At 39.5% G+C, this 12,793-nt stretch carries 11 protein-coding genes and 1 pseudogene; 8 read left to right on the top strand and 4 right to left on the bottom strand.

Annotated elements, in window-relative coordinates; all coding sequences use genetic code 11:
* Nucleotides 1–255 precede the first annotated feature (255 nt).
* Nucleotides 256–1,473, top strand: a complete 1,218-nt coding sequence (locus BLR53_RS00610) for a GAF domain-containing sensor histidine kinase (RefSeq protein WP_218122954.1) — start codon at nucleotides 256–258, stop codon at nucleotides 1,471–1,473.
* A 9-nt stretch (nucleotides 1,474–1,482) separates the two neighbouring features.
* On the opposite strand, the gene BLR53_RS00615 is transcribed toward BLR53_RS00610, so the two are convergent.
* Together BLR53_RS00615 and BLR53_RS00620 are read right to left on the bottom strand one after the other, a co-directional pair.
* Nucleotides 1,483–1,896: a hypothetical protein gene (locus tag BLR53_RS00615; protein WP_074586194.1), complete on the bottom strand. Its 414-nt coding sequence runs from the start codon at nucleotides 1,894–1,896 to the stop codon at nucleotides 1,483–1,485.
* Nucleotides 1,893–2,450, bottom strand: a complete 558-nt coding sequence (locus BLR53_RS00620; RefSeq protein WP_074586196.1) for an RNA polymerase sigma factor — start codon at nucleotides 2,448–2,450, stop codon at nucleotides 1,893–1,895. The genes BLR53_RS00615 and BLR53_RS00620 overlap by 4 nt, the downstream gene beginning before the upstream one ends.
* A 126-nt stretch (nucleotides 2,451–2,576) precedes the next feature.
* On the opposite strand from BLR53_RS00620, the gene BLR53_RS00625 reads away from it, so the two are divergent.
* From BLR53_RS00625 to BLR53_RS00645, 5 genes and pseudogenes are all read left to right on the top strand, one after another.
* Nucleotides 2,577–2,924, top strand: a complete 348-nt coding sequence (locus BLR53_RS00625; protein ID WP_139218390.1) for a hypothetical protein — start codon at nucleotides 2,577–2,579, stop codon at nucleotides 2,922–2,924.
* Nucleotides 2,925–3,026: 102 nt separating this feature from the next.
* Nucleotides 3,027–3,974, top strand: coding sequence for a TonB-dependent receptor plug domain-containing protein (locus BLR53_RS00630; RefSeq protein ID WP_074586199.1), 948 nt, complete (start codon nucleotides 3,027–3,029; stop codon nucleotides 3,972–3,974).
* An 18-nt stretch (nucleotides 3,975–3,992) separates the two neighbouring features.
* Nucleotides 3,993–5,246 (top strand): annotated as a pseudogene (locus BLR53_RS00635) (outer membrane beta-barrel family protein); the annotation flags it as partial.
* A 178-nt stretch (nucleotides 5,247–5,424) separates the two neighbouring features.
* Nucleotides 5,425–6,246 carry a universal stress protein gene (locus BLR53_RS00640; protein ID WP_037444844.1) on the top strand — a complete coding sequence of 274 codons (822 nt, stop codon included), beginning with the start codon at nucleotides 5,425–5,427 and terminating at the stop codon, nucleotides 6,244–6,246.
* Nucleotides 6,247–6,431: 185 nt separating this feature from the next.
* Nucleotides 6,432–6,854 carry a cupin domain-containing protein gene (locus BLR53_RS00645; protein ID WP_074586202.1) on the top strand — a complete coding sequence of 141 codons (423 nt, stop codon included), beginning with the start codon at nucleotides 6,432–6,434 and terminating at the stop codon, nucleotides 6,852–6,854.
* 21 nt (nucleotides 6,855–6,875) lie between these two features.
* On the opposite strand, the gene BLR53_RS00650 is transcribed toward BLR53_RS00645, so the two are convergent.
* A complete protein-coding gene (locus BLR53_RS00650; RefSeq protein ID WP_074586206.1) occupies nucleotides 6,876–8,081 on the bottom strand; it encodes an FAD-dependent monooxygenase in 1,206 nt (401 codons plus the stop codon).
* 241 nt (nucleotides 8,082–8,322) lie between these two features.
* Here BLR53_RS00650 and BLR53_RS00655 point away from each other — a divergent pair, with 241 nt between their 5' ends.
* Nucleotides 8,323–9,738, top strand: coding sequence for an MFS transporter (locus BLR53_RS00655; RefSeq protein ID WP_074586209.1), 1,416 nt, complete (start codon nucleotides 8,323–8,325; stop codon nucleotides 9,736–9,738).
* Between the two features lie 25 nt (nucleotides 9,739–9,763).
* On the opposite strand, the gene BLR53_RS00660 is transcribed toward BLR53_RS00655, so the two are convergent.
* The gene (locus tag BLR53_RS00660; RefSeq protein ID WP_074586213.1) at nucleotides 9,764–10,189 is read right to left on the bottom strand and encodes a lysozyme inhibitor LprI family protein; all 426 of its coding nucleotides are present in this window, start codon (nucleotides 10,187–10,189) and stop codon (nucleotides 9,764–9,766) included.
* 366 nt (nucleotides 10,190–10,555) lie between these two features.
* Here BLR53_RS00660 and BLR53_RS00665 point away from each other — a divergent pair, with 366 nt between their 5' ends.
* The gene (locus tag BLR53_RS00665; protein ID WP_074586217.1) at nucleotides 10,556–12,712 is read left to right on the top strand and encodes a GH92 family glycosyl hydrolase; all 2,157 of its coding nucleotides are present in this window, start codon (nucleotides 10,556–10,558) and stop codon (nucleotides 12,710–12,712) included.
* Nucleotides 12,713–12,793 lie beyond the last annotated feature (81 nt).

Genomic DNA, 12,793 nt, shown 5'->3' on the forward strand with positions numbered 1-12,793 from the left:
AGCGATTAGTATGCCAATACAATTGTAGGTTTGTAGGACGCTAAAAATAAGCAAAATACATAAAGTATCCAGCTTATATGTCCAATACTGAACAACGATTGTACGCTAACGCACATTAATCGATAGATCGCAAAGACGAGCGTCAAAATCTAAATAATCAAACTTAAACATTGCATAATGAATAAATACTTGGAGATTATACACCTAAAACTTGCTTAGTATCGTTAAGTGTAATAATATTGTACGAAGTATTAAATGATGTTAGAAGAAACTTTCCCAGTACCACAAGACGAGATGCAAAGATTGTTGAGCTTATCTGAGCATGACCTGGATTATTCCGAACTTTCTGATGAATTTAAAGATCTGGCTATGCTTGCTGCAAAAATAGCAGGAACGGACATTTCCCTGATTAACCTAATTGATTCCTATACCACCTGGACTATTTCCGGCCAGGGATTGGATATAGAACAAGTGCCCAGAGAGGACTCTCTGTGTCAATATACCATAATGGGACAACCACAATTTGAAGTTTCAGATCTGTTGTTAGACAAGCGGTTTAAAGATATGGATTTTACAAAGGCGCCATTGGCACTCCGGTATTATTTTGGTGTACCGCTTACAGATACTGAAGGGCACCAGCTGGGCGCCTTATGTGTGGTAGATAAGCAACCTAAGCATCTGAGCCCTGAGAAAATTGAAATGCTGAAAATTATCGCTGATCAGGTGATGAACCGTATACATACTTACCGGGTTATAAGAGACCTGCAATGTCAGGTGAAAGGCGCTAATGAAACAAAAAGTAAAGTGGCCCATGACATTCGCGGACCACTGGCCGGGATTATTGGATTGTCTAATATTATTGTTCAGCAAGGTAACAGCAATACTCTTGGTGAAGTACTGGAATTTATCCAGCTGATAAACAAAAGTAGTAAATCACTGCTAGAGCTGGCCGATGAGATTCTTACCGAAGATCAGAAATGTGCGAAACTTGCGGAAAATGAAATGAATCTTAGTGTGTTTAAATCCAAATTGGAAGATCTCTACAATGCCCAGGCTAAAAACAAAGGTATCAATCTGCAAATACAAACTAACGACGGCAATACTTTATCTCCTTTCCCAAAAAATAAATTGCTGCAGATCACAGGCAATCTGATATCCAACGCGATTAAGTTTACACCCGAAAGTGGAACGGTTAAAGTTGATTTGAGTTTAATTGAACAGAAGCAGGAGTATATGCTCAGTTTAGTGATCTCAGATAATGGTGCAGGGATTAGTGAAGAGGCACTCAGGCACCTGAAAGATGGTGGCAATTCAAGTACGGACGGCACATATGGAGAAAAAGGCTATGGGTTCGGACTCGCATTGGTTAAGCATTTGATACACGGTTTAGGTGGCACTCTGGAGGTTCATAATATGACAGAATCAGGTGCTTGCTTTAACGTGCGCATACCTTTTCTAAAGCAAGTGGATTAACCGCTTGCTTTAGTATTCCCTTTCTGTCAGCTGCTGGTCTGTTAGCAGTATTCCAAAAAACAAGCAGGTTAGTGATAACAGCAACCATTTAAACTCTACAACCATACTCCAGACCAGATCAGCGGCAGTTTGACTGATTAATTGTAATAATCCATAACCCAGCAATAGGCACAGTATAAAAATGCTCGCCGCCATCATATTGAATCGCATATCACTTTTACGGTTAAGGCGTCCTTGTAGTTTTCTCCTTACGTTTGACGCGAAACTAAAAGATAGGCCTTGTGCAGGCTCAGTCTCCAGGATTTTAAATAAATTTTGATAGGCTAAAAGGTTATCGGCGTCTTTTACACTCAAGTTATCCTCATTTGAGCTTGGGTTGTTACTCAATAACTCCTGCAGGGCATCATCATTTAACTTTTTCATGTGTTTTCTCGTTTAAGATCTTTTTCAATTTTCTCTTTCAATAATTTACGTGCCCTGAAGAGATAGCTCTTCGCTGTGCCTTCTGGAATTCCTGTTATGTCCTTAATTTCAGCTAATGAAAACTCGTTCAGATGATATAAGGTTAAAACTGTCTTATAGTGATGTGGCATTTGTGAGATAAGGTGGTTAACATAAGCCGACGTATTCTTTTTTATTAGCTCCCCTTCCGGATTTTCATCTGTGAAATGATAATTGTCGATATTTTCAGGGTACTCATGAGATAATCTGTTTTTAGTGCTCTTAACATAGTTTACAGCAGTTAAATAGGCTATCCTCGCGATCCATGTGGATAGTTTTGACTGAAATCGGAATGACGGAAGGCTTTGATGTATTTTAATAAAAACTTCCTGACAGATATCCTCTTTGTTCTGCTTGTCTTGAACCAAACGGTGGATGACAAAGAAAACGAGCTGCTCATATTGCTTTACCAATAATTCAAAGGCACGTAGATCTTTGTTTAATACCCTGTTTACGATCGCATTCTCATCAAACATATTACAGTAGTCAAGATATGTACATTAGTGGTTGCAAAATCAAGAAATAAAATATTTATTAAAATAATTGCAACCGTGGTAGTGGGTATGCTGACTACTGTAGCAAATAACCTAATCAATAACGTCATGAAACATTTAATGCCATTTATAATTGTCATTGTATTTTTTATACTTATCGCCATATTCATCCTTGCTCTTTACAACTACAAGTTGAAGAAACGGATTATCGATGCAGGCCCATTAGATGAAACAGGTCTTAAGTTTCTGGCTCAATTATCAGGCTCTGGAAATGAAGCCGTAAAATGGGGTTTACTTTTGCTATTTGCAGGGATTGGGTTTGTCGTTCTGGAGTTTGTACCCTTTAGCGCGGAGGATTCACCTCTGCCATATGGTATAGAAATGATCTTTATTGCTGCGGGATTTCTGCTTTACTACCTCTTTTTAAAAAACCAAAAGAATAGCGATAGGCTATAGGTTTTCTACCTGAATACCATTCTTCTTCTAACCAATACTAAAGGATAAATACGCCTGATGGGATCGTTATGTCCAATATTACACCAATTTACACTTTCTATTATGAAACTTAAATATGCCATCATACAGTTGGCTATGATCAGTACTGTACTCCTAACTCAAACCATCGCGACCTTTGGCCAGACCGTAGTGAATTCCCGTAGCAACGCAGTCAAAGCTGATTCTTTAACGAAAAATGACAGTATAGTTGGCTTAAAGGAAGTGGCCATAACTGCTGGCCGACCAGTCATCCTGCGAAAGGCCGACAGGGTAATTTATGATCTGAAAGCGGATCCTGAAAGTAAAAATAATAATGTGCTTACGATGATGCGTAAAATCCCATATCTCTCAGTAGATGGTGATGATAATTTGCTGATGAAAGGAAATTCAAGCTTTAAAGTGCTCATTAACGGAAAACCATCCGGTAGCCTGGAAGGTAATCTTAAAGCGGTATTGAAAAGTATCCCTGCGTCTACGATAGAGCGAATAGAGGTTATTACGACCCCGCCATCTAAGTACGACGCGGAAGGGTTGGCTGGCATCATTAATATTATTACGGCTAAAAAAATAAACGACGGGTTCAACGGCTCGGTAAATATTAATGAAAGCTTCCCGGTTGGCGGTCCTGGTATTGGAGGAGCATTTACGGCTAAGAGTGGTCGTTTCGGGATGTCTGCTTTTGGAGGCGGCGGTATTGACCATTCGCCAAAGACCTTTAATCGCAATAAAAGGATTGATGCTACTGGTACCACACTAGATCAGCGAGGCAATCAGCACTCCAATAACAAGACTGTATATTTTGGGACAGAACTGAGTTATATGATTGATACCTTGAACTTATTGACAGCACAAGTAAATTACAATGGCAGCCTTGTAAACGGTTATACTGCACAGGCATCGGACCTGATAGAATCAGAGGGATCTTTACAGCGATATATTGCTGAAAACGATAACAGGGCAACTGGTTATGGTATAGATGCAGGCCTTAATTATGAAATGGGTTTTAAATAGGTAAAAAACAGGTTACTTACATTCTCGTATCTGTTTAGTGCTAATCTGAACGACAGGAGGGGGAGTGTGGCTTTTGGTGACCGTATGAATTTTACGACTCCAGACTTTGTGCAAACAGATCGCCAGCGATTTAAAGAACACACGTTTCAGATTGATTTTGTTACACCAGTTAAAAAACTGAGCATTGAGGCTGGGATAAAAGGAATACTGCGGAAAAATGATAGTGATTTTGACTATAGTCAGTTAAACCCGATATTGGGTTGGTACCAAAAGGATCAGGCAATTTCCAATTCGTTTAGCAACACCCAAAACGTGTTCAGTGCATATAACTCTTACCGGCTGAATTTAAGCACTTGGAATATCAATGCAGGTATAAGGCTTGAAGAAACGATAATCCGTGCCGACTTCTCTAGTACAACTTCAGTTGCCGATCAAAATTATTTAAACGTCATTCCCTCTGTAGCTGTTGGTAAGGGGTTCAAGGACGGCAGCAATATCAACTTCGGCTTTTCGCAAAGGATCAGGAGGCCGGGTATCAATAGGCTTAATCCATATGTGGATCGTTCAAACCCAAACTACGAAGTGACGGGGAATCCTGAACTAAAGCCGGTTCTGTTAAATGATATCCAGTTCGGGTATGGCAGTAACAAAAAACTGGCGGTGAATATTGGACTCAATTATTCGTTTATGAACAACTTGGATTTGCAGGTGCTCAGCTTTAATCCAGTGACGCAGATTACTCGGATAACTTACGCCAATACTGGAAAATCTAGTAGCATAGGAAGTAACTTTAACTTAGGCTACCCAGTAACCAGCATATACAACCTGAACATTAACGGTAATGCGACGTACCTTTGGCTTAGCGGAGAGGATAACGGCCAGCCGGTAAACAATGATTTGTTAATGTATGCTGTCACCTTGTCAAACGTTGTACGTCTTAGCCATGGCTGGGCTTTAAATGCAGACCTGGGTTTAAACAGCCGTAATCCGACGGGCTTACAGGGGTATACGAATGGCTTTTTTTACAGCGCATTTAATTTCAATAAGAATATCATTAAAGACAAATTCAGTATCGGTGGTGGAGTTAAAAATCCTTTCACTAAATACAGGAATAGTGTAAATACGAGTTTTGGTCCGCAGTTTACTCAGGTAAATAAGACACGTAATTACTTCAGATCATTCAACATCAGCCTAAATTACAATTTCGGAGGTCTAAAGGATCGCATCAGTAAAATCAGAGGGGGAATAGAAAATAATGATTTAGCGCGCTAAATTGACTGGGCGTAACTTCCAGGTGGTGTTGGATCTAAAATATAAAAAAGGAGCTTTAGACATATATTAACGACTTTTCACTATTTTATCTAGAGGTCTGAGTGGTGATATTTACAGTACTTATGCGAGTTATCACATAAGTACTCTCTGATTGAACTTATAAAAATATAAATCCTCTATGATCAAGATCCTCGTTGCGACAGATTTTTCAGCTATTGCTGATAATGCTGTTGAATATGCTGCGGCTTTATGTCGGCAGTTTAACGCAAAATTAATAATATATAACGCATTTATTGTTCCTGTTCATGCCGCCAATACATTGCTGACTGCTGAAAGTTTTCAGGAAATGCTTGAAAAAAATCAAGGTAAATTGAAAAAATGTGCGGAGACAGTTAGTGTAAATTATGGTATTCAGGTTGCTTATGAAGCTAGTTATTCATTCGTTGAAGATGAATTGAAAAATCTTTTACTAAAATATGAGGCGAGTCTGGTGGTACTTGGTATGTCCACAAAAAGTTTGGAGCAGGATCTAATGGGCAACACGACTACTGCTGTAATTAAGAAAATGAAATTCCCTGTTTTGGCTATACCATCAGGTGCTAAATTTACAGGAATGAAAAAGATACTATTTGCCTGTGACGTGCTGCAGGGGGTACCCGCTAAGGTACTGGAGCAGGTCAGAAATCTATCCTCAGATTTGCATTCACAGATCGAGGTGTTTTTCGTTGATGAAAAAATAGAAGAGTTAAGAAACAGTGATTCAGCAACGCTGGCTATTGATATTATTAACGATGGTCTTGAGGGTGTTACATATTCTCACAAAAACGTTCGTTCCAGTGCCGTCATAGAAGAAATTGGTAAGGAAATTATAGCTTTCCAAGCAGAGCTTTTAATTATGGTTCCTAAGAAATACGGTTTTTGGGCATCTCTCGTACACAAAAGTAAAACGCGCATGCTAGCTTCTGGTCTGGAAATTCCACTGCTTTCTATTCCACTTTAAGTCGGTTATTAAGCCTCTTATCGGTGTTTTCATTATTCCTAATTCTTGCAAATACGGCTAATCAGTAAAAATGGTATGATTAGCCGTTATTTATATAACAATATATAGTCTGATGTTTCCGAGGTTTGTGATGTCATCAGGAAATAAAACAAATGTTATATAATACTTAAAATAAGGAAGAAAACATGGAAATAACAGATAGTGAAAATGAAACAATCTTTCCACTTGGAAACCGAGGACCTGAGAACTGGTTCAGTGGTGAGGTGCATGTTCAGACTTTAGTAAGTCCTGAACAAATTGAGGGCTTATACACTGTTGGGCAGGTGACATTCAGCGCTGGCGGGAGAACATACTGGCACACACATCCAATTGGTCAGGTTTTGCTCGTTATCGAAGGAAAAGGATGGTATCAGGAACGTGGTAAACCAGCACAGGTGCTCCAAAAAGGGACAGTAGTTGCTATCCCTAAGGAAGTAGAGCATTGGCACGGAGCATCTGCAGAACATAAAATGGTACACATCGCAGTGTCCAATATTGCTGACGGTAACAGTGTAACCTGGAAAACTCCTGTTACGGGAGAAGAATATGCAGAAGTGAATAAGCAATGATCATCCAGCGATTAAATGAAACTATTGACTCGTAAAATCAGGTAAGTCTATTTTGTCTTTTGTAGGGTCTTCGTCCTTACTGGCAAATAACTTACTGATTTTTCTTACCGGGCGACTTGCTAAAATTCCGGCCATTGTATTAACCACCTTTACGCCGAATTTAGATTTCGGATGGGCAAGCCATGGAACTCCTGGCGGCAGCTTTTGAACGTTATTTACGAAAGGACGCATGCGTTCTTCATAAGCCGCAAAAGCGTCTTTATGCTTCTCATGCCGGGATAGTTCTCCCGCCAATAAGTAAGCACCTACAATTGCTAGCGTAGTACCCATACCTGTAAGGGGTGTAGGGCAATATGCAGCATCACCAATCATGCCTGCACGACCGTTAAACCATCTTGGTGCATGTACCTGGCTGACACCATCAAAATATACATCATCATTTTTTTCAACTTCTTTCATCAGTCGGTTTTCTTCCCAGCCGGCGCCTGAAAGTTTTTCTTTTAATACCTTTTTCTGTTCGCTGTTCGATAGGTTTTGATAACTCAAATTATCAGAAAGAAAGCTAAATGATGCCCGCACGGTACCATGGTTATCGGGACGGATTACCATAACCCTTGACCCCGGTGCTGTATACCAACGGGCCCACTTTGTATCTGTATCGTTTTTAGGGATTGTGTACCATGCATTATATAGTCCGACGAATTTAATTTCCGGTTCATCTCCAAATAGGAGATATCTTGTTGTAGAACGAACGCCTTCTGCGGCTATCAGCAAATCAAAAATATCTATTCTTCCGTCGTTAAAAGTTGTGGTGACTCTGTCATCACCCTGGTCAATGGCTGTGATGTGTATCCCAAAGACATACTTCACTTTCTTTTTTGTTGCGTTGTATAATATATTTACCAGGTCACCTCTTAAGATTTCTGCCTCACTTGTAAACCCATTGGCGCCGTCTATCGGGAATGCAGCTTCTACCTGGTTGTTTTTGTTTACAAACTGCAGGCCTATCTCGCCTGTATTAGCTGCAAGGATTTCGTCTTCTAAACCCATCAGTCTGGTTATAGCACGACCAGCACCTCTTATATCCAGATTCTGGCCACCTAGTCTTAATGATTTGGAACGTTCTATTACAGTTACATCGAAGCCATATTTGGCTAACCAGAAAGCCAGGGTTGGGCCGGCAATACTTGCTCCGGACACCAGAACTTTCTTATTTCCACTTTTCATATTCTTGATTAATTAAAGGTATCCGTTATATGATTTTGCTCATTGATATCACGGTGATTGCAATCCCGTGAATTCTAATTACGTCAATAATATTTAATAATATAATTGTTTACGCACAATAATTGCTTATGCGATGTTGATTGAACAAAAAGGAGTATCCTGATGCGCAGGCCGGCCCTGATAATTAAACCTGCAGAACATTTGAATCGGTTAATCGTTATTTTAAAACAAAATAAGTCTTATGAGTCCAAATCTATCGACGCAACCTCTGGAATCCACAAAAAAAATACTTCCTATTATTCTAGGTACCGCCATTTTCATGCAGATGCTCGATTCGACGATCCTGAATACATCATTACCGGCCATAGCTAAAGATTTTAATGAGTCGCCATTGAATATGCAGAATGCGATCATTAGTTATGTGCTGACTCTAGCTGTCTTTATGCCAGTTAGCGGATTTCTTTCAGATAAATTCGGCACCAAAAAGGTCTTCATTTTTGCATTGGTCTTATTTAGTGCAGGCTCTCTGTTTTGTTCACTTTCTCATAATCTGATACAGTTGGTAATTGCAAGGATGATACAGGGGGTGGGTGGTAGTTTAATGATTCCCGTCGGAAAACTGGCGCTAATCAAAACTTTCCCAAAAAATGAATTATTAAAAGCAATGAACTATGCTATTATTCCTGCGTTAATCGGTCCAGTTCTAGGGCCATTGGTGGGTGGCTATATGGTCGATTACTTATCATGGCACTGGATTTTCATAATTAATATACCTATTGGCCTAATTGGAATTGTTTTGAGCATTCGTTTTATGCCTGACTATAAATCTCCGATTATTGATTTTGATCTGAAAGGTTTCCTCATTTTCGCTGCAGCTTCCTTGCTATTATCGGTAGCCCTTGAGTTATTTGGTAATACGCTCTATGTTACGCCGGTGTTACTAGTCTTCTTATCTGGATTTTTAATGTTGTATTTCTATTATCGCCATGCCTCAACGGATAACAATCCTATCTTTCCTTTGAACCTGTTTAAAGTGAGAACATTCAGAGTTGGTATTGTAGGTAATCTGGCTACGCGCCTGGGAATTAGTGCTATTCCACTTTTACTCCCTATGATGATTCAGATTGCTTACGGAAGATCGGCGGTAACTTCTGGATGGATAGTGGCACCGATGGCTATCACAGCCATGTTCGGCAAATCTGCGGTAATTGGAATTTTAAATAGGTTTGGTTATCGGTTAACCTTAATGACTAACACTTTTATTATTGGCATTTTAATTTGTTGTATGGCTATACCGGGGGTAAACGCGTCGATCTACTGGTATATGCCTATTATTGCGATATTGGGGTTCTTCAACTCGATCCAGTTCACGGCAATGAACACCATTTCTATTGCCGACTTGCGTCAATATCATACCAGTAGCGGGAATTCGTTGATTTCAGTTAATCAGCAATTGGCCATTGGTTTTGGTATTGCCTTTGGACTCATCGTGCTGAAGATTTTTCAGGGCGATGTAACACTAATAAATGACCAGATTCATAATGCGTTCAGATATACTTTTTTAGTAGTTGGAGTATTAACTATCATTTCAGGATTAATTTTTAGAAGGCTTCATTTTAAAGATGGCGATAATATGAAATCTGAGGATAAACAATAATAGCCGATTCTTATGAATATTATTCCTAACGGGTTTTCACCGATCCATTACAAACGTCTCCTTCAGGAATACCATCTACCCAAACTTTAAGAACTTTGATGCGATCTCTGGTTAATGACGTCAGGTAGGTCGCCCTACATAATGATTCCGCAGTTCCATACTGTCCTTTTTCAGGAAATCTGGCCTCTAGATCGGCGTCTCGAAGTTTGAGCCAAAGACGTTGAGCAGTCTTTATATTTTTTATAAACTGAGTCTTTGATGCATATTCTTTAAGTATAGTTTGATATACCTTGTTGAGTTCATTATCGGCCTGTTTATAATTAACGGCGGCGGAACTATTCATTCCAGACTGTGACTGACCAAATGAATTACTGCAGAACAACGTTAGGCTTAATGCTACAGATAATAAAAGAGTGAAATGCGTAGAGAGTTTGCTTTTGTTAGTTTTCATAGCTTGGAGTTATTTAACAGATCATTGTACCTGTCCCGAAGGCTTAAGTCAAATACTTGTTCACTACATTCTGAGACCGAAAATTGTTTGGTTTTCTACCTGTTTGCGTTAATTTGGATTCGACTCAGTCAAGGGAGCGGTAGTTAATTATGTCACGTATACCGTACTCTTGGATTTTTGTCATCATTGTTATGCTTTTTCATAATGTCAGTTGTAAATTTCGTGCTGAATATGCTGAAACCTAATTCATTTTTTCAGCGTACCGGTCGATAAATATCTATTGTTAATAATTATATGTTAATTGATAATTATCAAAAGTTCTTTTTAAGTATTTTGTGCGACCAAATAGAAGCTAAATCGTTTAATATGAAAAAAAGATGCACGAGTTTGCTGTTGATAATCCTGTTTTTATCTACCGCAGTTAAGAGTCAGACGAGCAAAACAAATACGAAGTATGTAAATACTTTTATCGGAACAGAGGCAGTTACAGATCCAAAGATTCTTGGATTTGAGTTGCCAGAAGACTGGAGAGCTTGGTCTGGACTTACTTTTCCAGGTAGTTCATTACCAAATGCAATGGTTCAGCTCAGCCCTATGACAAAATACCAGCCGGCGGGTGCCGGGTATGAATATGAAGATTCTGTAATAGTCGGGTTTACTCATACGAATAAAGGACATTGGAACTTAGGAAATATTCCTGTACTGCCTATGTCAAATCCAGGCTCAAAAGCAGGTTCCCATTTTTCTCATAAAAACGAAAGCGCCGAGCCAGGTTATTATCAGGTATATCTTGAAGATTATAAGGTGAATGTCCGTCTGACATCAACATTAAGAACTGGTTATCATAGCTATGAGTATGCTAATAATCATAGCAGACAGGTATTGTTCGACTTATCAAAAGCACTTAGTGGCGTAAATAACTGGAATATTGAGCAGGTAAGTAAATCTGCTCTAAAAGGATTTCAAGGGGGAGAGAACGTCTACTTTTACGCAGTTCTGAATACAGATATTGAAAAGCTGGAAATCAAATCCACAGGCGAAAAAGACGGCTATGCAATAGTGCACTTGGCGGATGGAGGAAAAGGCCCCGTAGAGCTTAAAATAGGATTGTCATTTGTAAGCACAGCCAATGCAAAAGCGAATCTGGATAAAGAGATCGGTAATAAATCGTTTGAGTCCATTCGTAGTGAGGCACACAAGACCTGGGAGAAAATGCTATCGGCCGTTCAAGTGAAAGGTGGAACAGAGAAACAAAAGGTGATGCTTTATTCTTCTTTGTATCGCTCACTTCTGTGGCCTGCACTGCGTAGTGATGTGAACGGTGAGTTTAAAGATGCTAAGCATGCAGTTGTCAAAGCAGATAATTACAAATACTATACCGAACCTTCTTTATGGGATACTTACCGCAATAAGGATGTTCTTTTAGGGTTAATGTCTCCGCAGGTTACTACTGACGTGATTAAATCAATGAAGGACGTCGGAGACAAGACTGGATTTATTCCTACATTTTTTCATGGTGATCACGGAGCTTCCTCCATTGCTGGTGCTTATCTGAGGGGGATCGATAATTTTGATGTTAAAGGTACCTACGACATTCTGTTAAGAAATGCAAATGTATCACCCGGAGCGCGTCCTTTCCTGGATGAATATCTTAAAAAGGGTTTTATATCTGATCCGGATGTCGATAATCCTCATGTGGAAACCAAGGCCAGAGCGGGAGTATCTAAAACCCTGGAGTATGCTTATGATGATTATTCGCTTGCGCAGATGGCAAAAAAGCTAGGTGATACTGCCAATTACAGAATCCTGATGGCAAGATCTAATAATTATAAAAATATGTTTGATCCTTCTACACGGTTTATGAGGGGCAGACTGGAAAATGGAGACTGGATCACACCTTTTAATCCACAATATCCCTACTATGAGTACATGTATCGTGAGGCTAATGCCTGGCAAGTATCATTTTACGCACCTCATGATATGAAAGGCCTGATTGCGTTATACGGAGGAGAGAAAGGCTTTGAGTCCAAGCTGGATTCGTTATTTACCCTGCCATGGAATCCAAAGTATATAGCCAGAAATGTGGAAAGTATGATCGGGCAGTATTGCCACGGTAATCAGCCCGATCATGAAGCACCATTTTCTTATCATTTTATTGGAAAACCTGAGAAGTCCCAGAAAGTAATTGATAACATCCTGAATAATTTATATGGTATAGGTGAGCATGGTTTAGCACTTTGTGGTATGGATGATGCTGGAGAATTGTCCTCCTGGTATGTATTTACTGCATTAGGTTTTTATCCATTTTCGGCCACCGATGCCGAGTATATCGTGACTGCCCCACTATTTGACGAGGTTAAATGGACAACGCCAAATGGGAAGGTACTAACGATCACAAAACCTGAAAAGGGAAGGGCTATTACCGAAATAAAAGTTAATGGAGAAAAAAATAAAGGCTATTTTATCTCTCACGATCTGTTTAAAAACGGAGGTAAAGTAGAGATAATCACGGAAAAACTTTAGCGGCAGGCAGGCTGACGTGTTTGTTTAATTTTTTTTCTGTATTGTGTTGTACTATAATTAGTTGAAACTGTACGGAGTGAT

Origin of the sequence: Pedobacter antarcticus (genome assembly GCF_900103515.1) — a bacterium.
Taxonomy (GTDB): Bacteria; Bacteroidota; Bacteroidia; order Sphingobacteriales; family Sphingobacteriaceae; genus Pedobacter; species Pedobacter antarcticus.